Raw genomic sequence first — 23,507 nt, 5'->3', positions numbered from 1 at the left:
GTGTCCTACGTGCCTACGAGCGGGCGGCGATCGCGCGGGCGATGAGCGGCGCGATCCGGTCGATCTGGTCCATGGAGAAGCCGAACACCTTCTTGCCGTCGGCCAGCAGGGAGCTGACCTCCTCCTCGGTGGGCACGGCGCGGCCGAAGGTGTGGCAGGCGGCCTGCCCCATCAGGCCGACGAGCACGCCGAGAGAGGCTCCGGCGCCGGTGTGGCAGGTGCCCAGGAAGTAGTCCGCCTGTCCGGCGCGCAGCTTCATCGCGGCATCCATGTCGCTGGAGACGGTGACCTCGACGCCGTCGAGGCCCAGCTCCTTGACCGTGTTCGCCACGTCGACCTTGCCGACGCCGCCGGTGAGGATCTTCGTCATGGCTGGTTCCTTCTTTCTGTGGTCCGTGGGACTCAGTGGGTGGGCTGCTGTGCCAGTACGGCGAGATGCATGGCCAGGAAATTGATCTCCGACTCGGGCAGGGTCGCCCCGAGCTCGGCGCGCGCCCGCGCGGAGACACGACGGGCGCGTTCCACGGCCTCGGGGTGGTCCGCGAGCTCGGCGGCGACCTGTTCGTCCGTGAGGAACTGCTCGATCGGCGCGCCGTCCAGGAGCCGGTTGAGCGCCATCATCAGATGGCTGGTCAGCATCCCGGCGCTCGCCTCGGTGACCGTGCGTCCCTCGTCCTCGAGCGCCGCCAGTTCGGCGGCCACGAAGTCGGCGACCTCCGGCCTGACCTGGCCGCTCTCGCGGAACAGCCGCATGCGGAGGGCTAGTTGATCGTCCATGGATCCTCCCTGTCGAGACAGTAACCGGGATTTTGGATTCTGAGTCGGGCCGTAGGTCCCGAAGATCGGGACCCGCGACGGGCCCACGTCAGTACGAAGGGATGCGATCGCCTCGCAGTACCTCGGACTGCAGCTGTGCCACCTGGGACAGGTCGAGGGCGTCACGCACTGCGGACAGCGCCTTCGCGCCCTCGGTCCTGCCGATGATCGCCGCACTGGAATTGCGCAGTGCCAGATCGCGGGTGACCTCGTCGCCCAGGGGGAGCACGTCCACTTCCATGCCGAGCCGGCCCTGCACCTCGTCGAGGTTCCAGACGGTGGCATCGGCCTGGTTCTGCGCGAACAGGTCGCGCAGCTGCATGTACGACGACTCGACCCACTGGATGTCGCCGCGTCCCGCGAACGCTCGCTCGGCCAGCATCCGCTGGTCCTCCGAAGCGTGGTCGACGGCGACGCGCAGGCCGGGGGCATCCAGGGACGCTCCCTCGCGCACGAGGAAACCGTGCGCGCCTACATAGGTGGCCGGACCCAGGTCGGCGACGAGCGCCAACTGGTCCTTGTGCTGCTCGACCAGCCCGTCGGCGGCGAGTCGCGACAGAACCACCAGGTCGACCTTGCCTTCGAGGAGGGCGGCGGTACGGTCCCCGGCGCCTCGCATGAAGGTGATGGCAAAAGGCGTTCCCGCGTCTTCGAAGGCGGCGCGCAAGCCCGTGGCCAGACCTTCGTAGCGGCGTGAATAGGGGAGCGGCATCGCGGCCAGCAAGGTGCCGAGCCCGGAGAGGCGCCACAGTATGGCGCGGTCCGAGCGGACCAGGAAGGTCCCCAGATGGCCCCGGGCGGCGGTCTCGATGCCGCCCGCCTCCTCGAGGAGGCGCAGTGCCGCCTGCACGGTTCCGTTCCCGCAGCCCAGCTCCTGGGCGAAGTCCTTCACGCGCGGCAGGCGGGTGTCCGGCTCGTGGCCCATGAGGAGAACCGCGAGCTGCCGGGCCGCGAGGCCGTTGCGCGTAAGGAAGCGATCGTCGAAACCGTTCACGAACAAGACAGTAACCAGGATTCTGGATACTGGCAAGGGTCCGGGATCTGTGCGGTCATGGGCCCAAGGCTCATGGGCCCAACACGGCGCTCGACGGCGGCAGGCGGCAGGAGGAGAGCAGGCGTGGCGAACCCCGTACCCCCGCGCGATCGGACCGATCAGCCCTGGCGCTCCGAAGGAGCACCGCCACCGCCGCCTCCCCAGAGCCCCAAGCGCAAGATGCCCGGCGGCTGGGGCGGGCTCATCCTTACGGCCCTGATCGTCTACCTCATCGCCAACCTGGTCCTGTCGTTCTTCAACGAGGGCGACGAGCCCACGATCTCGTACACCGAGTTCAGCAAGCAGGTCGCCGACGACAACGTCACCAAGATCTACTCCAAGGGCGACGCGATCCAGGGACAGCTCAAGAAGGAGCAGCCCACTCCGGACGGCAGCGACAGCCGCAGCAAGAACTACACGAAGTTCACGACGCAGCGGCCGTCGTTCGCCGACGACGACCTGTGGGCGAACCTGGAGAAGCACAAGGTCACCGTGACCGCGGAACCGGTCGTCCAGGAACGCAGCTTCCTGTCCAACCTCCTCATCTCGCTCGCCCCGATGCTGCTCCTCGTCGTCCTGTGGATCTTCATCGCGCGGCGCATGAGTCAGGGCATGGGCGGCGCGGGCGGCATGCTCGGGCGCAAGCAGCCGCCCAAGCCGGTCGAGCTGGAACCCGGCAAGAAGCGCACCACCTTCGAGGACGTCGCCGGCATCGACGAGGTCGAGGGCGAGCTCAACGATGTCGTCGACTTCCTCAAGAACCCCGACGCCTACCGCAAGATGGGCGCCAAGATGCCGCGCGGCGTGCTGCTCGCGGGGCCGCCCGGCACCGGTAAGACGCTGCTCGCGCGCGCGGTCGCGGGTGAGGCCGGGGTGCCGTTCTTCTCGGCCTCCGCCTCCGAGTTCATCGAGATGATCGTCGGCGTCGGCGCCTCACGCGTCCGGGAGCTCTTCGCCGAGGCCCGCAAGGTCGCCCCGTCGATCATCTTCATCGACGAGATCGACACCATCGGCCGCGCTCGGGGCGGCGGCAGCGGCATGGGCGGCCACGACGAGCGCGAGCAGACCCTGAACCAGATCCTCACGGAGATGGACGGCTTCACCGGCTCCGAGGGCGTCATCGTCATCGCCGCCACCAACCGCGCCGACGTCCTGGACCCCGCCCTCACCCGTCCCGGCCGCTTCGACCGCGTCGTCAACGTCGCGCCGCCCGACCGCGGCGGCCGCGAGGCCATCCTCAAGATCCACTCCCGGGAGATCCCGCTCGCCGACGACGTGGACCTCGCCCAGGTCGCGCGTACGACACCGGGCATGACCGGCGCGGAACTCGCCAACCTCACCAACGAGGCCGCCCTCCTCGCCGTCAAGCGCAAGCAGAAGGAGGTCACCCAGACCGACCTCTCCGAAGCGCTCGAGAAGGTCCAGCTCGGCGCCGAACGGCCGCTGGTGATGCCCGACGAGGAACGCCGCCGCACCGCCTACCACGAGAGCGGCCACGCGCTCCTGGGCATGCTCCAGCCCGGCGCCGACCCGGTCCGCAAGATCACCATCGTGCCGCGCGGCAGGGCACTGGGCGTGACCCTGTCCACCCCGGATGCCGACAAGTACGCGTACACGGAGGAGTACCTGCGCGGCCGCATCATCGGCGCCCTCGGAGGCATGGCCGCCGAACAGGTCGTCTACGGAGTCATCACGACCGGGGCCGAGAACGACCTCGAACAGGTCACCAACATCGCCCGTGGCATGGTCGCCCGCTGGGGCATGAGCGAGAAGGTCGGCCGTCTCTCGGCGCTCCCGAACGACGCCCAGCAGGCATACGGGCTCGCCGCCGCCCCTGACACCCTCGACACGATCGACGGCGAAATGCGCCGCATCGTGGACGAGTGCTACCAGGAGGCGTGCGACAAGCTGCGCGAGAACCGCCACAAGCTGGATGCTCTGGCCGGCGCGCTGCTGGACAACGAGACCCTGGAGGAGGCCGACGCGTACCGGGTCGCCGGCATCACACGCCTCACCAAGGACTGATCACGCCTCACCCGGAAGCGATCCAGAGCGCGTCGTTCACGGCGTACGGGCTATCAAGTACCGGAAGACGTTGGGCATCCACACAGTGCCGTCCTTGCGCACATACGGTTGCAGCGCCTCCGTCATTTCCTTGTCCACCTGTGCCGAGTCCGTCGCGGCCACCGCCGCATCGAACAGCCCGGTGGACAGCAGGCCGCGCACCGCGCTCTCCGTGTCCGCGTATCCGAAGGGGCACGCCACGCGCCCCGAACCGTCGGGCCGCAGGCCGGCCCGCTGAGCCACTTCTTCCAGGTCGTCCCGCAGTGCGGGCCGCCAACTGCCCGCACGACGTAGAGGGTCGGCGAGTTTTGTGGCCACCCGTAGGACGGACGATGTGGTGCAGCGCTCCGGCGGACCCCACCCGACGAGCGCGACCGTGGCACCGCGCTCCGCCAGCGGCGTGGCGCTCGCCAGAAGCGTGGACAGACCGTCGGCGTCCCCGGCCGTGCAGCCGACCGGCTGGAAGGCGGTGATCAGGTTGTACAGGGGCGCACCCGGCTGGGCCACCGTCATGCCGTCCGCGCCGCCGTCCGTCAGCTGGATGTCCGTGGGATCGCGCCGCTCCCCGGTGGCGGGCAGCAGCCGGTCCCTGGCGAGCGCCAGGCGGTCGGGTTGCGCGGGTTCGACGCCCGTCACCGCCGCACCGCGCGAGGCCGCCATGAGCAGGGCGAGCCCGGAACCGCAGCCGAGTCCGAGGAGTCGCGTGCCCGAGCCGACCTCGAGCCGCTCGTACACCGCTTCGTAGACGGGGACCAGCATCCGCTCCTGGATCTCTGCCCAGTCACGCGCGCGTGCGCACAGATCCGCGCGCTGCACAGGTGCCGCGTGGGGAAGGCGTCGCCGCACGAGCGTAGGTGTCATCGAAAGTGCCCCAATCCGCCGAGAGATGCCGAGAGTTGTCGCTGTGGTGTGTCGACCGTGTTCGCGCGCTGCTCGCACTCCCCCCGTATGTCAGAGAACTCCGCATCGTCCGTCACGTCTAGGGGGTCTTTGGCAGGCGCGCCGACAATGCCTACGTGCACCGTCGTGCGCCCCCTGCGAGCGCCCCGCGGCGGGCGGGGGCATCCGGGCGAAAAGGATTCCCGTGCCCGGCAACCCGCGCCGTAGCATGCGCGACATGGCCAAAGCACCTGTTCTCACGCCCCAGGCGGAAGACTTCCCGCGCTGGTACCAGGACCTGATCTCCAAGGCCGAACTGGCCGACAACGGACCGGTGCGCGGCACGATGGTGATCCGACCGTACGGCTACGGCCTGTGGGAGCGGATGCAGCAGGACATGGACGCGCGCATCAAGGAGACGGGTACGCAGAACGCGTACTTCCCGCTCCTGATCCCGCAGTCCTACCTGGCCAAGGAGGCCGACCACGTCGAGGGCTTCGCGCCCGAGCTGGCCGTGGTCACGCACGGCGGCGGCAAGGAACTCGAGGAGCCCGCCGTCGTCCGCCCCACCTCCGAGATGATCGTCAACGACTACTTCTCCAAGTGGATCCAGAGCTACCGCGACCTCCCGCTCCTCATCAACCAGTGGGCCAACGTGGTGCGTTGGGAGCTTCGCCCGCGCCTGTTCCTGCGGACGACGGAGTTCCTGTGGCAGGAGGGCCACACGGCGCACGCGACGTACGAGGAAGCGCGCGACTTCGCGGCACGGATCCACCGGCACGTCTACGCGGACTTCATGGAGAACGTCCTCGCCATGGACGTCGTCCTGGGACGCAAGACCCCCAAGGAGCGCTTCGCGGGTGCCATCAACACCCTCACCCTCGAAGGGATGATGAGCGACGGCAAAGCCCTCCAGATGGGCACCAGTCACGAGCTCGGCCAGAACTTCGCCAAGGCCTTCCACACCCAGTACCTGTCCAAGGAGGGCAAGCAGGAACTGGTCTGGCAGACCTCCTGGGGCTCGACGACCCGCATGATCGGCGCCCTGGTGATGATGCACGGCGACGACAACGGGCTGCGGGTGCCGCCCCGGCTCGCCCCCGTGCAGGTCGTGGTGCTCGCCATCAAGGGCGACGAAGCGGTTCTCGCCAAGGTCCGCGAGATCGGCGACACCCTGAAGGCGGCCGGACTCCGCGTCCAGGTCGACGACTGTACGGACACCCCCTTCGGGCGCCGCGCGGTCGACTGGGAGCTGAAGGGTGTCCCCGTACGGGTCGAGGTCGGACCCCGCGACCTGGAGAGCGGCACCGTGATGCTCGCCCGCCGCATCCCCGGCGGCAAGGAGGTCGTGGCCGCCGATGCCCTGGCCGGGCTGCTGCCGACCCTCCTCGAAGAGGACCAGGCGCTCCTCCTGAAGGAGTCGCGGGAGCGCCGCGAGTCCCGTACGAGCGAGGTCACGACCGTCGAGGAGGCCGTGGAGGCTGCCAGTGCCGGCGGTTGGGCACGCATCCCGTGGGCCACGCTCGGCGAGGAGGGCGAGGCGAGGCTCGCCGAGCACGCGGTGTCCGTGCGATGCCTGCTCGCCGCGGACGGGGCGGTGCCCGACGCCGATGACGCACCCGGTAACGTCGCGGTCGTGGCACGCGCCTACTGAGCGACCCTCAGTCGTGGCGGAAGCGGCCGAAACGCCCCTTGCGCACGACCGACCGGAACGCCCCGGCGCGAGCGGGCCACCTACGCGCCGGGGCGTACGTGTTACTACGCACCACCTTGGTGTGAGCTGTGCGTCTTCTCCGTAGATCAGCGCACCCGCCCTCGTCCGGACGCATGAGCGGCAACTGACTGGTACGTGCAAATTATTTGGGATGCCCCGGAATAGGAACACAGAGGCACCCCGGCTCGTTGTCACGACGTGAGCACGACACCACCTGTTCTCGCCGCAGAGCTGGCAGGGGCGTGGGCCGACATTCAGCGGCACCACCCCGAACTGCCGGATCTTGCCGCGCCCGAATCCCTGATCGGGGAGTCGTCGTCCGCGTGCGGACACGAGCTCTCCTTCGAGCGACTCCTCCATGAGGCAGTCCATGGCATCGCTGCCGCGCGCGGAATCCGTGACACATCACGCGCCGGCCGGTACCACAACCGTAGATTCCTGACCATCGCCGAGGAGTTGGGCCTCGACCATCCCGAGGAGCCGCACCCCAGCAGCGGCTTCTCGCTGGTCACGCTGAACTCCGAGGCCAAGCAGCGCTACCGGCAGACGATCGAGCGGCTCCAGCGCGCCCTCAAGGCGCACACCGTCGCGACCGCCGCGGACACCAAGCGGAGCTTCCGCGGCCCGGCCGCGCGGCACGGCTCCTCCGGGGGCGGTGTCCGCGTCAAGGCCGTCTGCGACTGCGGCCGCAACGTCCGCGTCGTACCGTCGGTGCTCGCCCAGGCCCCGATCATGTGCGGCGGATGCGGCAAGCCGTTCCGCATCCCGGAGGTCGTCGGCGCCGCCGTGGGCTGAGGGCCCGGTGCCTGGTGGGGCGGCCGTACGCCGGTTCGGCCGCCCCCATGACGTATGGCACAATGGCTAGCTGTACTCGACAGTCGCATAGGACCCCTCTCTCCTCCGGCTGACGCGTCCATCGGGCACTCGGGTACCGCAACCCCACGCGGCAGTCTCGCCGTGCCCACCCACGTCAAGACCAGGAGACACCACTCCCGTGGCAGTCAAGATCAAGCTGAAGCGTCTGGGCAAGATCCGTTCGCCTCACTACCGCATCGTCGTCGCCGACTCCCGTACCCGCCGTGACGGCCGGGCCATCGAGGAGATCGGTCTGTACCACCCGGTGCAGAACCCCTCGCGCATCGAGGTCGACTCGGAGCGCGCGCAGTACTGGCTGGGTGTCGGCGCGCAGCCGACCGAGCCGGTTCTCGCCATCCTGAAGCTCACCGGCGACTGGCAGAAGCACAAGGGTCTGCCGGCCCCGGAGCCGCTGAAGGTCGCCGAGCCCAAGAAGGCCCGTCCCTCCTTCGAGGCGCTGGCCACGGCCGACGAGCCCAAGGGTGAGGCCATCACCCAGAAGAAGAAGGCTGAGAAGAAGGACGAGGCCGCTGAGGCTGCGTCCGAGTCGACCGAGGCCTGAGCATGCTCGAGGAGGCTCTTGAGCACCTCGTGAAGGGCATTGTCGACAACCCCGACGACGTGCAGGTCGCCTCGCGCAACCTGCGCCGTGGGCGCGTTCTCGAGGTCCGGGTCCACCCCGACGACCTCGGCAAGGTGATCGGCCGCAACGGCCGCACCGCGCGTGCTCTGCGTACCGTCGTGGGCGCCATCGGCGGCCGCGGTGTCCGCGTCGACCTCGTCGACGTCGACCAGGTTCGCTGACAAAGTTGAACACCGGCTCGGGCCGGGGAGGGCTTACGAGCCGTCCCCGGCCCTAGTCGTATGACAGGAGAGTTACCGATCGTGCAGTTGGTAGTCGGGCGCATCGGTCGCGCCCACGGCATCAAGGGCGAGGTCACCATCGAGGTGCGCACCGACGAGCCCGAGCTGCGGCTCGGCCCCGGTGCGGTGCTCGCCACCGACCCTGCCGCCACGGGCCCGCTGACCATCGAGTCCGGCCGCGTCCACAGCGGCCGCCTGCTGCTGCGCTTCGCGGGCGTACGCGACCGGAACGGGGCGGAGGCGCTGCGCAACACCCTCCTGATCGCCGAGGTCGACCCGGAGGAGCTGCCGGAGGACGAGGACGAGTTCTACGACCACCAGCTCATGGACCTCGACGTCGTCACGGCGGACGGTGTCGAGGTCGGCCGCATCACCGAGATCTCGCACCTGCCCTCGCAGGATCTGTTCATCGTGGAGCGGCCCGACGGCAGTGAGGTCATGATCCCGTTCGTCGAGGAGATCGTCACCGAGATCGACCTCGAGGAGCAGAAGGCGGTCATCACCCCGCCGCCCGGCCTCATCGACGACCGGGCGGAGGTCGTCTCCGCCCGCGACGAGGCGGAGGGCGAGTCCGCATGAGGCTCGACGTCGTCACGATCTTCCCCGAGTACCTCGAACCGCTGAACGTCTCGCTCGTCGGCAAGGCGCGCGCACGTGGTCAACTCGACGTCCGTCTGCACGACTTGAGGGAGTGGACGTACGACCGGCACAACACGGTCGACGACACCCCCTACGGCGGCGGCCCCGGCATGGTCATGAAGACCGAACCGTGGGGCGACGCCCTCGACGACGTCCTGGCCGACGGATACGAGAACGGGGCGCGAGGGCCTGTCCTGGTCGTTCCCACGCCCAGCGGACGCCCCTTCACCCAGGAACTCGCCGTGGAGCTCTCCGAGCGCCCCTGGCTGGTCTTCACGCCCGCGCGCTACGAAGGCATCGACCGACGCGTCATCGACGAGTACGCGACCCGTATGCCGGTCTACGAGGTCTCCATCGGCGACTACGTCCTCGCGGGCGGGGAAGCCGCGGTGCTCGTGATCACGGAGGCGGTCGCCCGCCTGCTGCCGGGCGTGCTCGGCAACGCCGCCTCGCACCAGGACGACTCCTTCGCGCCCGGCGCCATGGCCAACCTCCTGGAAGGGCCCGTCTACACCAAGCCGCCCGAGTGGCGCGGCCGGGACATCCCGGACGTGCTGCTCAGCGGCCATCACGGCAAGATCGCGCGCTGGCGCCGGGACGAAGCGCTGCGCCGCACCGTGCGCAACCGGCCCGACCTCATCGAGCGCACGGACCCGAAGGCCTTCGACAAGAAGGACCGCGAAATGCTCTCGATCCTGGGCTGGCGGCCGGGGCCCGACGGACGATTTGGGCCAACGCCCGAGGCCGTGGAAGAATAGGCCGCTGCTGTGCGTTCAGCCCGCGCCCCTGCCACAGGGGGAACGACGCTGGGCCCGACGCGATCAGCTACCGAAACTCACCGCATATCTCCCGCCGATGACCTGTGGCATCGGCGAAGAAAGCAGACGATCATGTCTCACCTGCTCGACTCCGTCGACGCCGCGTCGCTGCGCAGCGACCTCCCGGCCTTCCGCCCGGGTGACACCGTCAACGTCCACGTCCGCGTCATCGAGGGCAACCGCTCCCGTGTGCAGCAGTTCAAGGGCGTAGTCATCCGTCGCCAGGGCGCCGGTGTCCGCGAGACCTTCACGGTCCGCAAGGTCTCCTTCTCCGTCGGCGTCGAGCGCACCTTCCCCGTGCACACGCCGATCGTCGAGAAGATCGAGCTCGTCACCAAGGGTGACGTCCGTCGCGCCAAGCTGTACTACCTGCGCGACCTGCGCGGCAAGGCCGCGAAGATCAAGGAGAAGCGCGAGAACTGATCTCGCGCCCGCGAGAGCACCTCTCGCGGATGGAGTCACAGCGCGGCCGGATAGCATCTGGCCTCGATGGACACCGAAGCACAGCATGCGGAGCGCGATCGCTCCTCCGAGCCCCCAGAGAGCACCTCAGCGGGCGAGGAGGACCGGTCGCGCTCCTCTTTGCTGTCCGGGGTCGCTGCCTGGCTGCCCGGCGGACGCATCACGCTCGCACTCCTGCTGTGCCTGGCGTTCCTGCTCGCCTTCGGCATCTTTGTGATGCAGCCGTTCCAGATCCCCAGCGGCTCCATGGAGTCCACATTGAGGGTCGGGGACCGCGTTCTCGTAAATAAGTTGGCGTACCGTTTCGGTGTCGAACCGAAGCGCGGGGACGTGGTCGTCTTCGACGGCAGCGGGTACTTCGGTGACGCCGACTACATCAAGCGCGTCGTGGGTGTGGGGGGAGACCACGTGGTCTGCTGCGACAGCAGGGGGAGGATCGAGGTGAACGGGCAGTCGGTGGACGAGCGCTCCGTGTTGCACACGGGGGACGCGCCTTCGGCCGTGCCGTTCGACATCGAGGTTCCTGAAGGCACCCTCTTCCTGCTCGGCGACCACCGCAGCGACTCCCGTGACTCCCGCGACTATCTGGGTGCCCCCGGCGGCGGTTTCGTCCCCGTCGACCACGTGATCGGCAAGGCCCAGTGGATCGCCTGGCCGGCGGGACACTGGCACTCCTTGTCGCGTCATGACGTCTACGCGCGCGTGCCCGCACCCGGCGGTGCCCATGGGTAGGCGCGGCAAGACGCGCTCCGGCCACGGCTCGGACGAGCGGCTGCCCACCGGGAGCCGGCCCACCAGCGGCCCGCCGCTGCCCGGCCGCGCGGAGCGGCGCAAGCTCGCCCGTAAGGTGAAGCGACGCAGAAGGCGCTCCGCGATCAAGGAGATACCCCTCCTGATAGGCGTGGCCCTGCTCATAGCCCTCGTCCTCAAGACGTTCCTCGTGCAGGCCTTCGTCATTCCGTCGGGCTCCATGGAGCAGACGATCAAGATCGGTGACCGGGTCGTCGTCGACAAGCTCACCCCGTGGTTCGGCGCGAAGGTGCAGCGCGGCGATGTCGTCGTCTTCAAGGACCCCGGCAAGTGGCTCGAGCAGGAGACCGGACAGAAGAAGGACGACCCCGTCGGGGTCAAGCAGATCAAGACGGGCCTGACCTGGATCGGCCTGCTGCCGTCCGACGACGAACGCGATCTCATCAAGCGTGTCGTCGGGGTCGGCGGCGACACCGTGAAGTGCTGCGACGACCAGGGCCGCGTCACGGTCAACGGGACTCCGCTCGAGGAGACGTCGTACATCCACCCCGGCAACGCCCCCTCCAAGTTCGACTTCTCGGTGAAGGTGCCTGAGGGGCGGCTGTTCGTGATGGGGGACCACCGCGCCAACTCGGCGGACTCGCGCTACCACCTCACCGACAAGTTCAACGGGACCGTCTCCGAGGAGTCGGTCGTCGGCCGGGCCCGGTGGATCGTGTGGCCGTTCGGACACTGGGCCGCGCTCGGGGAACCGGAGACCTTCTCGGCGGTGGCCGACGCGCATGGAGACGGGTCGACCGCGGCCTCAGCCACGTCGCATAGGCTGGCCACCGCGACCAGCGCCGTCTCGAGTTCGAACGCATCGGATTCGGACGGATTGATCCCCCTCCCGACCCCTGCGGAACTCCCGCTCGTTATGGGAATGGTGGGCCTGCATCGCGTAGGGATCAGGCAGCGGCACGGAGTGAGGAGTGGATGTGGGGGACTTGGCGGTCGGCGCACGGTCAGGGCATGGGCCCGAGGAGCAGCCCGGGCGATCCGACGACGCGGCGAGTCCGGCCGTGACGGACAGCGTGTCCGGGGACGGTGACGCGGTGGAGGCGAAGTCCGTGAGCGAGGCGGGATCCGGCGGCGACGCGGCGGCGAGAAAGCAGAAGAAGCCCCGTTCCTTCTGGAAGGAGCTGCCGCTGCTCATCGTCATTGCCCTGGTCCTCGCCCTGGTGATCAAGACGTTCCTGGTCCAGGCGTTCTCGATCCCGTCGGCGTCCATGGAGAACACGCTGCAGATCGGCGACCGCGTGCTCGTCGACAAGCTCACTCCGTGGTTCGGCTCGGAGCCCGAGCGCGGCGAGGTCATCGTCTTCCACGACCCGGCCGAGTGGCTGGAGGGTGAGCCGACCCCGGAGCCGAACGCGGTGCAGCAGGTCCTCAGCTGGGTCGGCCTGATGCCGTCCGCCAACGAGAAGGACCTCATCAAGCGCGTCATCGGCGTCGGCGGCGACACCGTCGAGTGCAAGGGCACGGGCCCGCTCAAGGTCAATGGCAAGGCCCTCGACGATTCGTACGTGTACGCGGGCAACACCCCGTGCAGTGCTGACAACGCGGGCGGGACCTTCAAGGTGAAGGTTCCTCAAGGCAAAGTTTGGGTCATGGGCGACCACCGCCAGGACTCGATGGACTCCCGCTACCACCAGAACGACAAGAACCACGGCTTCGTCCCGGTCGACAACGTCGTGGGTCGCGCCATCGTCGTCGCCTGGCCGCCCACGCACTGGTCGACGCTGCCGGTGCCGGACACCTTCGACCAGTCGGGCATCAACACCGCGGCGGGCGTGGCTCCGGGTGCGCTCGGGCTCGCGGGTGCGGTGCCGCTGGTGCTGTGGCGCCGACGCAAGATCAATCAGGGCCTTACCGACGGGAACACCAGGGTTTCTGGGACCGGTACCGCCGGGTAGGGTGCCGTCCCAGATCGCCGATCTTCCGTGGTCCGTGCCGCTCCGAGGCCGGGCCGCGGGGATCGATTTCTCCAACGCGGGGAGCAACTGGGATGAGCAGGACACGTCGTACGGACGAGGGCCACGGCCGGGTCGGCAGCGTGCTGTCGGGCATAGCCGTGGCCCTCGGCTGTGTGCTGTTCCTCGGCGGATTCGTGTGGGGTGCCATCGTCTACCAGCCGTACACGGTGCCCACCGACTCGATGACGCCGACGATCGGCGCGGGCGACCGGGTTCTCGCGCAGCGCATCGACGGCAGTGAGGTCAAGCGCGGTGATGTCGTCGTCTTCCAGACGAACAGCTGGGGCGATCTGCCGCTGGTGAAGCGGGTCGTCGGTGTCGGAGGCGACGAGATCGCCTGCTGCACGGACGGCAAGCTGACCGTCAACGGCAAGCAGATCGACGAACCGTATCTCCCGGCCGGCAAGAACGCCTCGCTCACCGGTATCAAGTCCACGACCGTCCCCGAGGGCCGGCTGTTCCTGCTCGGCGACGAGCGCAACGGATCCCTCGACTCCACCGTCCATCTCGGCGACTCCGAGCACGGCTCGGTGGAGCGCGGTGCCGTGCAGGCCCGCGTGGACGCCGTGGCCTGGCCCATGGACGGCATGCTGGCGAAGCCCACCGGCTTCGAGGCGCTGCCCGGCGGGATCTCCCGTCCGGGACCGTTGAATCTCATCCTGACCACCGTGGTCGCGGGAGCGGTCCTCGTGCTCGCCGGGGCGGCGTACGGCCCGATCGCCAAGCGGGCGCGGCGTCCCCGCGCCGGCGCCCCGGAGCCGGTCCGTGCCTGAGCTCGGCCACGAACTGCGCAAGGTGGCCCGGGTCGTGCTGCTCGACCCGGAGGGCCGCATCCTGCTGCTGCACGGGCACGAGCCGGGCGACACGGCGGACGACTGGTGGTTCACGCCGGGTGGCGGCCTGGAGGGCGACGAGACGCGTGAGCAGGCGGCGCTGCGGGAACTCGCCGAGGAGACCGGAATCACCGACGTGGAGCTGGGGCCGGTGCTGTGGCAGCGGGTCTGCTCCTTCCCGTTCGACGGGCGGCGCTGGGACCAGGACGAATGGTATTTCCTGGCCCGCACGACGGCCGCGGCGGTGCGGCCGGAGATCAATGAGACGGGCCTGACCGACCTGGAACGACGCAGTGTGGCCGGAGCGCGCTGGTGGACGTACCGGGAACTGGCCGAGGCGCATGAGACGGTGTATCCGACCAGACTCGCCGAGCTGCTGAACCGGCTGCTCGACGAAGGTCCCCCGAGCCGGCCGCTGCTTCTCGACACGGAAATCGTCTAGAGGCCCCAGGGGCTGGCGCACAATAGGGGGACGCACGGCTGAAGGGGAACATGCCATGAGCGCCGAGGACCTCGAGAAGTACGAGACCGAGATGGAGCTGAAGCTCTACCGGGAGTACCGCGATGTCGTCGGTCTGTTCAAATACGTGATCGAGACCGAGCGGCGTTTCTACCTCACCAACGACTACGAGATGCAGGTGCACTCGGTCCAGGGCGAGGTGTTCTTCGAGGTGTCGATGGCGGACGCGTGGGTCTGGGACATGTACCGACCGGCGCGGTTCGTGAAGCAGGTGCGCGTCCTCACGTTCAAGGACGTGAACATCGAGGAGCTCAACAAGAGCGATCTGGAGCTTCCGGGCAGCTGAGCCGGCTTTCCGGCCTGCCCGCCGCCCCGGCGGGTGACGAGGTTTTCCACAACCCGTAAGTAGTTCACCAAGATCCACTTCGTGTGCGGCCGTGCATCAGCGTGGGCGTCGGAGGTGGTGCCGACGTGAACGCACGGGGCGCAATGGGGAAGTACGGCGAAGACCTGGCCGCGAGGCGGCTGACCGACGCCGGGATGACGGTGCTCGCGCGGAACTGGCGCGCGGGCCGTACGGGCGAGATCGACATCGTGGCGCGGGACGGCGACGCGATCGTCGTGTGCGAGGTGAAGACCCGCCGGGGGCGCGGCAGGGCGGGCGGGGCCTTCGAGCACCCGATGGCCGCGATCACCCCGGCCAAGGCCCGACGGCTGCACGAGCTGGCGGAGCGCTGGGCGCAGGAGCACGGGGGAGCGCCACCCGGCGGCGTCAGGATCGATCTGGTCGGCGTCCTGCTGCCGGAGCGCGGGGCTCCGCTCGTCGAGCACGTGCGGGGGGTGTCCTGATGGGATTCGCGCGTACGTGTTCCGTGGCCCTGGTGGGCGTCGAGGGTGTCGTCGTCGAGGTCCAGGCGGACCTGGAGCCGGGCATCGCCGCGTTCACGCTCGTCGGCCTGCCCGACAAGAGCCTCGTCGAGAGCCGCGACCGGGTCAGGGCGGCTGTGGTCAACTCCGGCGCGGACTGGCCGCAGAAGAAGCTCACGGTGGGCCTCAGCCCGGCGTCCGTGCCCAAGGGGGGAAGCGGTTTCGATCTCGCTGTCGCCTGCGCCGTGCTGGGCGCGGCCGAGCGGATCGATCCACGAGTCCTCGCCGACATCGTGATGATCGGAGAGCTGGGGCTCGACGGGCGGGTGCGCCCGGTGCGGGGCGTCCTCCCGGCCGTCCTCGCCGCGGCAGACGCGGGGTACGAGCAGGTCGTCATCCCCGAGTCCACGATGGGCGAGGCGACTCTCGTGCCCGGCGTCTCCGTGCTCGGCGTCCGCAGCCTGCGCCAGCTCATCGCGGTGCTCACCGACGAGCCGGTGCCCGACGAGGACCCGCAGGAGCGCGGACGCCCCGATCAGATGCTCGCCGGGCTGAGCATGCCGGGCAGCGGCGCGGGCACAGGGCTCGGCGGACCGCTGCATGACGGCCACGGGCTCGATCTGGCCGATGTCGTCGGGCAGCTGTCGGCCCGCACCGCGATCGAGGTCGCCGCGGCGGGCGGGCACCACGTGATGCTCTCGGGCCCGCCGGGCGCGGGCAAGACGATGCTCGCCGAACGGCTGCCGGCCATCCTGCCGCCGCTCACCCGCGCGGAGTCCCTGGAGGTCACCGCGATCCACTCGGTGGCCGGCATGCTGCCGCCGGGCAAGTCGATGATCGACACCGCGCCCTACTGCGCACCGCACCACTCGGCGACCATGCAGTCCCTCGTCGGCGGCGGGCCGGGGGTGGCGCGGCCCGGGGCGGTGTCGTTGTCGCACAGAGGCGTGCTGTTCATGGACGAGGCGCCCGAGTTCAGCGGCCAGGCCCTCGACGCTCTGCGCCAACCTCTCGAAGCGGGGCACGTGGTGATCGCCCGCAGCGCCGGGGTGGTGCGGCTGCCCGCGCGCTTCTTGCTGGCGCTCGCCGCGAACCCCTGTCCCTGTGGGCAGTACCGGGCCCTGGGCGGTGAGTGCGACTGCCCGCCGGCCACCGTGCGGCGCTACCAGGCACGGCTCTCCGGACCCCTTCTCGACCGGGTCGATCTGCGGGTCGAGGTGGACCCCGTCACGCGTAACGAACTGTCCGGGTACGGGCCGCGGGGTGAGAGCACCCAGACCGTCGCCGATCGGGTGCGGGCGGCCCGGGAGAGGTCGGCGGCACGGTTCGCGGACACTCCCTGGCGGGCCAACAGCGAGGTCCCGGGCCATGCGCTGCGCACACGCTGGCCCGCGGCACCCGGCGCCCTGGACGAGGCCGAGCTGGATCTGGAGCGCGGTTTCCTGACCGCCCGCGGGCTCGACCGGGTGCTGCGGGTGGCCTGGACCGTGGCCGACCTCGCGGGACGGGACCGGCCCTTCGCCCAGGACGTGGCGCTCGCGCTGCAACTGCGGACCGGGATCTCGCGCGGGGTGCCGATGACGATCGGGGCCGACGCGTGACGGCGCCGGGCGCCCCGGAGGCGGTGCGGCTGGCGCGGGCCCGGCTGACCCGGATCGTCGAGCCGGGCTGGGACGTGGCGGGACGCTGGCTCAGGGAGTTCGGGGCCGTGGAGACCGTGCGGCGGATCGACGAGGCCGATGAGGGCACGGGCGAGCCGCTCCCGTTGCCGGGGGTGCGGGCCGAGCGCTGGGCCGGACTGGTCGCGCGGTCCCGCGAAGCGCCTCCTCCGGAGCGGGATTTGGCTCGGGCGGAGCAGTTCGGGGCGCGGTTCGTGTGCCCGGGCGACGCCGAATGGCCGGGGCAGCTGGACGACCTGGGGGACGCCCGGCCGGTCGGGCTGTGGGTGCGGGGCGGGGCGAGCCTGCGGATGTGGGCGCTGCGCTCGGTGGCCGTGGTCGGCGCGCGGGCGTGCACGGACTACGGGGTACGGATGGGCGCCAGTCTCGGGGCCGGGCTGGCGGAGCGCGGGTGGGTCGTCGTCTCCGGCGGCGCGTACGGGGTCGACGCGGCGGCGCACCGCGGGGCGCTGGGCGCCGCCGGGGCCACCGTCGCCGTTCTCGCCTGCGGTGTCGATCGCGTCTATCCGCGCGGCCACGCCCAGTTGATCGACCGGGTCGCGGAACAGGGGCTCGTGATCGGCGAGTTGCCGCCGGGCGATCATCCGACGCCCAGCCGCTTCATCCAGCGGAACCGGGTGATCGCCGCGCTCACCAGAGGCACGGTCGTCGTCGAGGCGGCGTACCGCAGCGGTGCGCTGGGCACGGCCCGTTGGGCGCAGCGCCTGGGGCGGCACGCGATGGGGGTGCCGGGCCCGGTGACCAGCGGCGTCTCGGCGGGAGTGCATGAACTGCTGCGCAAGGAGGGTGTGCTGGTCACCGATGCCGCGGAAGTCGTCGAGCTGGTCGGGGAGATGGGGGAGCTGGCGCCGGAGCGTCGTGGGCCCGTGCTGCCGCGCGATCTGCTGCCGCCGGCCACGGCGCGGGTGCTGGCCGCGCTCCCCGCGCAAGGGGCGCGCACCGCGGCGGAGATCGGCCGGGAGGCCGCGGCCGGTGTGGACGACACGATCGGGAGGCTGTACGAACTGCGCTCATTGGGGTTCGTCGAACGACACGGCGACGGCTGGCAGTTGACACGCCAGGCGATCCGCTCGGACTTTTCGGACGGGGGACATTCCTGACGCGGAGGGTTCCGCCGTCCGGATGACCCTCGACGGCCTTGGCAGTTCCGGTAGTTGACGATTCGCCCCGATCGCGTAGGGCAACAGAAGCGCTCGCGCAAGTCCCCCAACGGAACGTATCTGCGCGCGTACGATCCCATACCCTTCGCTCACCGCGACACTCCAGTCACGCTACGCTCACCAGGATTCGGGTTCGATACCTCAATCCGCAATCAGGCAGGCGGTTCGACACCAGTCACCATCAGACGGGCAACACGGCATCTTCACCAGTAAAGCGATCACCGCGACCACAACCTCGGTCACTCTCCCCGACTCCCTCTCCGATTCGCTCGGTCAGCAGCAGAACGGCACAAGGCGGCGCATGCCACAGCACACCTCCGGATCCGACCGGGCGGCGGTCCCTCCCGCGGCCCGCGGCTCCAGCGTGCGGCCTCCGGCTCCCTCCTCCCTCGAGGAGCTGTGGAGGTCGTACAAGGCGACCGGCGACGAGCGGCTGCGCGAGCAGCTGATCCTGCACTACTCGCCGCTCGTGAAGTACGTCGCCGGCCGGGTCAGCGTGGGGCTTCCGCCCAATGTCGAGCAGGCCGACTTCGTCTCGTCCGGGGTGTTCGGGCTGATCGACGCGATCGAGAAGTTCGACATCGAGCGGGAGATCAAGTTCGAGACGTACGCGATCACCCGGATCCGGGGCGCGATGATCGACGAGCTGCGGGCGCTGGACTGGATCCCGCGGTCCGTGCGGCAGAAGGCGCGCAACGTGGAGCGGGCCTACGCGACCCTGGAGGCCAAGCTGCGGCGCAGTCCCTCGGAGAGCGAGGTCGCCGAGGAGATGGGCGTCGCGCTGGAGGAACTGCACGCCGTTTTCAGCCAGTTGTCGCTGGCGAACGTGGTGGCGCTGGAGGAGCTGCTGCACGTCGGGGGCGAGGGTGGCGGGGATCGGCTCAGCCTCATGGACACCCTCGAGGACCATGCGGCGGACAATCCGGTGGAGGTCGCCGAGGACCGGGAGCTGCGACGGTTTCTGGCGCGGGCGATCAACACGTTGCCGGAGCGGGAGAAGACCGTGGTGACGCTCTACTACTACGAGGGCCTGACCCTGGCCGAGATCGGCAACGTGCTCGGGGTCACGGAGAGCCGGGTCAGCCAGATCCACACGAAGTCGGTGCTGCAGCTGCGGGCGAAGCTGGCCAGTTTCGGTCGCTGAGGAGCTCTGGAGCGCTGGTAGTGGTGAATCGTCCCTGCCGGGTGTCGGCGGGACGGGGTGGCCGGTGCGACTCCCGTCCTGGGCGGCGCGTCCGTAAAGTGGAGACGTGCCAAGGATTCGAGCGGCCTCTGTGGCCGAGCACCGGTCGATGCAGCGCGGCGCCCTTCTGGACGCGGCGCGTTCCCTGCTGTCCGAGGGCGGGACGGAGGCGCTGACGTTCCCCGCGCTGGCCGAGCGGACGGGGCTCGCGCGCTCGTCCGTCTACGAGTACTTCAAGTCCCGTGCGGCGGTCGTCGAGGAGCTGTGCGCGGTCGACTTCCCGGTGTGGGCGGCCGAGGTCGAGGCCGGGATGGCGCGGGCGGCGACGCCTGAGGGCAAGGTCGAGGCGTATGTCCGGGAGCAGCTCGCCCTGGTCGGGGACCGGCGGCACCGGGCCGTGGTGGCCATCTCGGCGAGCGAGCTGGACGCGGGGGCCCGGGAGAAGATCCGGGCCGCGCACGGCGGGCTCGTCGCGATGATCGTCGAGGCGCTCGGCGAGATGGGGCACGAGCAGCCCCGGCTCGCCGCGATGCTGCTGCAGGGCGTGGTGGACGCGGCGGTCCGGCGCATCGAGCTGGGAGCCGCGGAGGATCCGGGCGTGATCGTGGACGCGGCCGTCGGGATGGCGCTGCGGGGCGTCCAGGGCTGACCCCGGCCGTGCGGCGACGGGGATCGCCACCGGCTCCTGATCCGGTTACCAGGGGCGAATGTTCCCGAGAGGCCACCCCCACACGGGCAGCAGCCGCGCCGGCGCCCGGCGCAGGAGTGACGGATCCAGCAGGGACAGCGGGTCCAGGTACGTATCGCCTCTCAGCAGGCCCCAGTGCAGGCACGACGGGGACGAGGGCGGGCAGTGGCCCGTCGGGAGTTGCAGAACGCCGATCGGGTTGCCCGGAGCCACCTCCGTGCCCTTCTCGACCGTCGCCGTCACGGGCTCGTACGTCGTGCGCACAGGCGGGTCCCCGGTGCCCGACAGTTCCACCGAGACCACGCCCCGGCCCGCCACCTCGCCCGTGAAGGAGACCCGGCCGGCCGCGACCGCGCGGACCGGAGCGCCGATCGGGGCGGACAGGTCGACCCCGCGATGGCCCGGACCGTAGGGAGTCGCGGGCGGGGACCAGGGGCGGACCACCGCCGGGTGGTCGCCCACGGGCCAGAACCGTGAGCCTGCCGCGAGCGCGCGATCGGGCAGCGCGCACACGAGCAGGGTGAACGTCACACAGAGTAGTTTTCGCATGGCTCAGACGATCCCGGGCCCGGCCGGTTCCGGGGGATCATGGCCGGGAAACGTGGACTACCGGGCGGTTGTGGACAGCGGCGTCACCCCGTACCTCGCGGGTCCCGTACACTTCATGTGGCGATCCGGGCCACCGGATCGACTTCGCACGCCCCGGCACCGAGCCTCACCGGCTTCGTGTCAGCGTCCTTCGGTCCCGTACTCACGTACGCGGCAGGCGCGCAGCGGGGCGTCAGGACACAACCGAGAACACACAAGGAGTACGGCCATGGCCGTCGTCACGATGCGGGAGCTGCTGGAAAGCGGCGTCCACTTCGGTCACCAGACCCGTCGTTGGAACCCGAAGATGAAGCGCTTCATCTTCACGGAGCGCAACGGCATCTACATCATCGACCTTCTCCAGTCGCTGTCGTACATCGACCGCGCCTACGAGTTCGTCAAGGAGACCGTTGCCCACGGCGGCACGGTCATGTTCGTCGGTACGAAGAAGCAGGCGCAGGAGGCGATCGCCGAGCAGGCGACCCGCGTCGGCATGCCTTTCGTCAACCAGCGCTGGCTGGGCGGCATGCTCACCAACTTCTCGACCGTCTACAAGCGTCTGCAGCGCCTCAAGGAGCTCGAGCAGATCGACTTCGAGGACGTCGCCGCGTCCGGTCTGACCAAGAAGGAGCTTCTCGTGCTCTCGCGCGAGAAGGCCAAGCTGGAGAAGACCCTCGGCGGTATCCGCGAGATGTCCAAGGTTCCCAGCGCCGTCTGGATCGTGGACACCAAGAAGGAGCACATCGCCGTTGGTGAGGCCCGGAAGCTCAACATTCCGGTCGTCGCGATCCTCGACACCAACTGCGACCCCGACGAGGTCGACTACAAGATCCCGGGCAACGACGACGCGATCCGCTCCGTCACCCTGCTCACCCGCGTGATCGCCGACGCCGTCGCCGAGGGCCTCATCGCCCGTTCCGGCGTCGCCACGGGCGACCAGAAGCCGGGCGAGAAGGCCCAGGGCGAGCCGCTCGCCGAGTGGGAGCGCGACCTGCTCGAGGGTGAGAAGAAGGCCGACGAGAAGGCTGAGGAGGCCCCGGCCGCCGAGGCTGCTGCCGCCGAGGCCCCCGCTGCCGAGGCGCCCGCCGCCGAGGCTCCGGCCGCGGACGCCGAGCAGGCCTGACCCGCACGGGTACCGGCTTCAACACCGGTTTCACGAGGTGACGGCGGGGGCCGCTTCGGCCCCCGCCGTTCACCCGTGACCTTCGTCTTCAGACTTCGTAGAGAGAAAACCAGGATCATGGCGAACTACACCGCCGCTGACGTCAAGAAGCTCCGCGAGCTCACGGGCGCCGGCATGATGGACTGCAAGAAGGCGCTCGACGAGGCCGACGGCCAGGTCGACAAGGCCGTCGAGGCGCTCCGCATCAAGGGCCAGAAGGGCGTCGCCAAGCGCGAGGGCCGCTCCGCCGAGAACGGTGCCGTCGTCTCCCTCATCGCCGACGACAACACCTCCGGTGTCATCGTCGAGCTGAAGTGCGAGACGGACTTCGTCGCCAAGGGCGAGAAGTTCCAGTCGGTCGCCAACCAGCTGGCCGCCCACGTCGCCAAGACGAGCCCGGCCGACCTCGAGGCGCTGCTCGCCTCCGAGATCGAGGCCGGCAAGACCGTCCAGGCGTTCGTCGACGAGGCCAACGCCAACCTCGGCGAGAAGATCGTCCTGGACCGCTTCGCGCAGTTCTCCGGCGCCTACGTCACCGCCTACATGCACCGCACCATGCCCGACCTGCCCCCGCAGATCGGTGTTCTGGTCGAGCTGGACAAGGCCGACGCCGACCTCGCCAAGGGTGTCGCGCAGCACATCGCCGCCTTCGCGCCGAAGTACCTCTCCCGTGAGGACGTCCCGGCCGAGGTCGTCGAGTCCGAGCGCCGCGTCGCCGAGGAGACCACCCGCGCCGAGGGCAAGCCCGAGGCCGCGCTCCCGAAGATCGTCGAGGGTCGCGTCAACGGCTTCTTCAAGGAGGCGACGCTGCTCGGTCAGCCGTACGCCCTCGACAACAAGAAGTCCGTCGAGAAGGTGCTCCAGGAGGCCGGTGTCACCCTGAAGCGCTTCTCGCGCATCAAGGTCGGCATCTGAGTCCGTACCGCGACAGCCGCGAGACCCCGCTAGGGTCGACAGCAGTCGCCCGGGAACGTGCCGGACGACCGCAGATGTGACGAGGAGGCCATTGCCGCGCATGGGATGCGAACACCCCATCGGCAGTGGCCTTCTTCGTATGTGCACCACGAGGAGAACTCCATGACCACCACCCAGGCCGACAACGGCGACAAGAGCGACGACGGCAAAGGCACTGGCCGCTTTCTGCTGAAGCTTTCCGGCGAGGCGTTCGCCGGGGGCGGGGGTCTGGGTGTCGACCCCGATGTGGTGCACGCCATCGCCCGTGAGATCGCGGCGGTCGTCCGCGACGGGGCGCAGATCGCCGTCGTCATCGGCGGCGGCAACTTCTTCCGCGGCGCCGAGCTGCAGCAGCGCGGCATGGACCGGGCCCGCTCCGACTACATGGGCATGCTCGGCACCGTCATGAACTGCCTCGCCCTCCAGGACTTCCTGGAGAAGGAGGGCATCGACAGCCGCGTGCAGACCGCCATCACGATGGGCCAGGTCGCCGAGCCCTACATCCCGCTGCGCGCCGTGCGCCACCTGGAGAAGGGCCGCGTCGTGATCTTCGGCGCCGGTATGGGCATGCCGTACTTCTCCACCGACACCACCGCCGCGCAGCGTGCCCTGGAGATCGACGCCGAGGCGCTGCTCATGGGCAAGAACGGCGTGGACGGTGTCTACGACTCGGACCCGAAGACGAACCCCGGGGCCGTGAAGTTCGACGCGCTCAGCTACAGCGAGGTCATCACCCGCGACCTCAAGGTCGCCGACATGACCGCGATCACCCTGTGCCGGGACAACAAGCTCCCCATTCTCGTCTTCGAGCTGCTGACGTCCGGCAATATCGCCCGGGCCGTCAAGGGTGAGAAGATCGGGACGCTCGTGGGTGACCAGGGCACCCGCGCCTGACCCTCATGTCCGTACCACCTCGCGAGGGATGGACAATGTCCTGCCGGTCGGACACCGTGCAAGGACACCGCAGGAAACCGCGCGGGAAATAGACACGCGACGCAGCCGGCCGCCCCGTGCAAGCCGGGCC

Annotated in this window: 27 protein-coding genes; 22 read left to right on the top strand and 5 right to left on the bottom strand. The window is 69.7% G+C overall.

All coding sequences use genetic code 11. The annotated features are described in order from the left end of the window. Positions 1-13 precede the first annotated feature (13 nt). From ACQUQD_RS12025 to yhfZ, 3 genes are all read right to left on the bottom strand, one after another. On the bottom strand, positions 14-370 hold the full coding sequence (locus ACQUQD_RS12025; RefSeq protein ID WP_428952049.1) for a DUF2620 domain-containing protein: 357 nt from the start codon (positions 368-370) through the stop codon (positions 14-16). Positions 371-402: 32 nt separating this feature from the next. After that, positions 403-777, bottom strand: coding sequence for a PRD domain-containing protein (locus tag ACQUQD_RS12020; protein WP_428952048.1), 375 nt, complete (start codon positions 775-777; stop codon positions 403-405). A gap of 88 nt (positions 778-865) precedes the next feature. Next, entirely contained in the window at positions 866-1,810 is a 945-nt protein-coding gene (gene yhfZ / locus ACQUQD_RS12015; protein ID WP_428952047.1) for a GntR family transcriptional regulator YhfZ, read from the bottom strand. Positions 1,811-1,933: 123 nt separating this feature from the next. Here yhfZ and ftsH point away from each other — a divergent pair, with 123 nt between their 5' ends. Next, the gene (gene ftsH, locus ACQUQD_RS12010; protein ID WP_428952046.1) at positions 1,934-3,874 is read left to right on the top strand and encodes an ATP-dependent zinc metalloprotease FtsH; all 1,941 of its coding nucleotides are present in this window, start codon (positions 1,934-1,936) and stop codon (positions 3,872-3,874) included. 36 nt (positions 3,875-3,910) lie between these two features. Here the strand turns inward: ftsH and ACQUQD_RS12005 are convergent, their stop codons facing one another. Further along, positions 3,911-4,774: an SAM-dependent methyltransferase gene (locus ACQUQD_RS12005; RefSeq protein WP_428952045.1), complete on the bottom strand. Its 864-nt coding sequence runs from the start codon at positions 4,772-4,774 to the stop codon at positions 3,911-3,913. Positions 4,775-5,030: 256 nt separating this feature from the next. Here ACQUQD_RS12005 and proS point away from each other — a divergent pair, with 256 nt between their 5' ends. The 18 genes from proS (at position 5,031) to ACQUQD_RS11915 (ending at position 19,740) form a co-directional block, all read left to right on the top strand. Continuing rightward, complete coding sequence (proS, locus tag ACQUQD_RS12000; RefSeq protein ID WP_428952044.1) at positions 5,031-6,446, top strand: proline--tRNA ligase; 1,416 nt, start codon at positions 5,031-5,033, stop codon at positions 6,444-6,446. Between the two features lie 258 nt (positions 6,447-6,704). Next, positions 6,705-7,301, top strand: a complete 597-nt coding sequence (locus ACQUQD_RS11995; protein ID WP_428952043.1) for a hypothetical protein — start codon at positions 6,705-6,707, stop codon at positions 7,299-7,301. Positions 7,302-7,500: 199 nt separating this feature from the next. Beyond that, entirely contained in the window at positions 7,501-7,923 is a 423-nt protein-coding gene (gene rpsP / locus ACQUQD_RS11990; protein ID WP_428952042.1) for a 30S ribosomal protein S16, read from the top strand. A gap of 2 nt (positions 7,924-7,925) precedes the next feature. Then, entirely contained in the window at positions 7,926-8,165 is a 240-nt protein-coding gene (locus tag ACQUQD_RS11985; RefSeq protein ID WP_014176063.1) for an RNA-binding protein, read from the top strand. An 81-nt stretch (positions 8,166-8,246) separates the two neighbouring features. Next, on the top strand, positions 8,247-8,804 hold the full coding sequence (gene rimM / locus ACQUQD_RS11980; RefSeq protein ID WP_428952041.1) for a ribosome maturation factor RimM: 558 nt from the start codon (positions 8,247-8,249) through the stop codon (positions 8,802-8,804). After that, the gene (gene trmD, locus ACQUQD_RS11975; RefSeq protein ID WP_428952040.1) at positions 8,801-9,622 is read left to right on the top strand and encodes a tRNA (guanosine(37)-N1)-methyltransferase TrmD; all 822 of its coding nucleotides are present in this window, start codon (positions 8,801-8,803) and stop codon (positions 9,620-9,622) included. Before rimM ends, trmD begins: the two co-directional genes overlap by 4 nt. Positions 9,623-9,754: 132 nt before the next feature. Beyond that, a complete protein-coding gene (rplS, locus tag ACQUQD_RS11970; RefSeq protein ID WP_428952039.1) occupies positions 9,755-10,105 on the top strand; it encodes a 50S ribosomal protein L19 in 351 nt (116 codons plus the stop codon). 66 nt (positions 10,106-10,171) lie between these two features. Continuing rightward, entirely contained in the window at positions 10,172-10,876 is a 705-nt protein-coding gene (gene lepB / locus ACQUQD_RS11965; protein ID WP_428952038.1) for a signal peptidase I, read from the top strand. Further along, positions 10,869-11,984 (top strand): signal peptidase I, encoded by a 1,116-nt coding sequence (gene lepB, locus ACQUQD_RS11960; protein ID WP_428957530.1) that lies wholly within the window; start codon positions 10,869-10,871, stop codon positions 11,982-11,984. The genes lepB (ACQUQD_RS11965) and lepB (ACQUQD_RS11960) overlap by 8 nt, the downstream gene beginning before the upstream one ends. After that, positions 11,872-12,849 carry a signal peptidase I gene (gene lepB, locus ACQUQD_RS11955; protein WP_428952037.1) on the top strand — a complete coding sequence of 326 codons (978 nt, stop codon included), beginning with the start codon at positions 11,872-11,874 and terminating at the stop codon, positions 12,847-12,849. Before lepB (ACQUQD_RS11960) ends, lepB (ACQUQD_RS11955) begins: the two co-directional genes overlap by 113 nt. 92 nt (positions 12,850-12,941) lie before the next feature. After that, entirely contained in the window at positions 12,942-13,682 is a 741-nt protein-coding gene (gene lepB / locus ACQUQD_RS11950; protein WP_428952036.1) for a signal peptidase I, read from the top strand. Then, positions 13,675-14,184, top strand: a complete 510-nt coding sequence (locus tag ACQUQD_RS11945) for an NUDIX hydrolase (RefSeq protein ID WP_428952035.1) — start codon at positions 13,675-13,677, stop codon at positions 14,182-14,184. Before lepB (ACQUQD_RS11950) ends, ACQUQD_RS11945 begins: the two co-directional genes overlap by 8 nt. Positions 14,185-14,239: 55 nt before the next feature. After that, entirely contained in the window at positions 14,240-14,548 is a 309-nt protein-coding gene (locus ACQUQD_RS11940; RefSeq protein ID WP_005311352.1) for a DUF2469 domain-containing protein, read from the top strand. A 95-nt stretch (positions 14,549-14,643) separates the two neighbouring features. Beyond that, on the top strand, positions 14,644-15,051 hold the full coding sequence (locus ACQUQD_RS11935) for a YraN family protein (protein ID WP_428957529.1): 408 nt from the start codon (positions 14,644-14,646) through the stop codon (positions 15,049-15,051). After that, positions 15,051-16,670, top strand: coding sequence for a YifB family Mg chelatase-like AAA ATPase (locus ACQUQD_RS11930; RefSeq protein ID WP_428952034.1), 1,620 nt, complete (start codon positions 15,051-15,053; stop codon positions 16,668-16,670). Before ACQUQD_RS11935 ends, ACQUQD_RS11930 begins: the two co-directional genes overlap by 1 nt. Next, on the top strand, positions 16,667-17,848 hold the full coding sequence (gene dprA, locus ACQUQD_RS11925; protein WP_428952033.1) for a DNA-processing protein DprA: 1,182 nt from the start codon (positions 16,667-16,669) through the stop codon (positions 17,846-17,848). Before ACQUQD_RS11930 ends, dprA begins: the two co-directional genes overlap by 4 nt. A 361-nt stretch (positions 17,849-18,209) precedes the next feature. Beyond that, positions 18,210-19,052, top strand: a complete 843-nt coding sequence (gene whiG / locus ACQUQD_RS11920; protein ID WP_428952032.1) for an RNA polymerase sigma factor WhiG — start codon at positions 18,210-18,212, stop codon at positions 19,050-19,052. Between the two features lie 130 nt (positions 19,053-19,182). Further along, positions 19,183-19,740, top strand: a complete 558-nt coding sequence (locus ACQUQD_RS11915) for a TetR/AcrR family transcriptional regulator (protein WP_428957528.1) — start codon at positions 19,183-19,185, stop codon at positions 19,738-19,740. A 45-nt stretch (positions 19,741-19,785) separates the two neighbouring features. On the opposite strand, the gene ACQUQD_RS11910 is transcribed toward ACQUQD_RS11915, so the two are convergent. After that, positions 19,786-20,328, bottom strand: a complete 543-nt coding sequence (locus ACQUQD_RS11910; protein WP_428952031.1) for a M23 family metallopeptidase — start codon at positions 20,326-20,328, stop codon at positions 19,786-19,788. Between the two features lie 268 nt (positions 20,329-20,596). Between ACQUQD_RS11910 and rpsB the strand changes: the two genes are divergently transcribed. The 3 genes from rpsB (at position 20,597) to pyrH (ending at position 23,377) form a co-directional block, all read left to right on the top strand. Beyond that, positions 20,597-21,490, top strand: coding sequence for a 30S ribosomal protein S2 (gene rpsB / locus ACQUQD_RS11905; protein ID WP_428952030.1), 894 nt, complete (start codon positions 20,597-20,599; stop codon positions 21,488-21,490). 117 nt (positions 21,491-21,607) lie between these two features. After that, the gene (gene tsf, locus ACQUQD_RS11900; RefSeq protein WP_428952029.1) at positions 21,608-22,444 is read left to right on the top strand and encodes a translation elongation factor Ts; all 837 of its coding nucleotides are present in this window, start codon (positions 21,608-21,610) and stop codon (positions 22,442-22,444) included. Positions 22,445-22,606: 162 nt separating this feature from the next. After that, a complete protein-coding gene (pyrH, locus tag ACQUQD_RS11895) occupies positions 22,607-23,377 on the top strand; it encodes a UMP kinase (RefSeq protein WP_428952028.1) in 771 nt (256 codons plus the stop codon). Positions 23,378-23,507: the final 130 nt, after the last annotated feature.

Source organism: Streptomyces sp. cg35, assembly GCF_050410835.1.
GTDB lineage: Bacteria > Actinomycetota > Actinomycetes > Streptomycetales > Streptomycetaceae > Streptomyces.
Note: the sequence above shows the minus strand (reverse complement) of the source record. Positions and strands in the feature narration are given on the sequence as shown.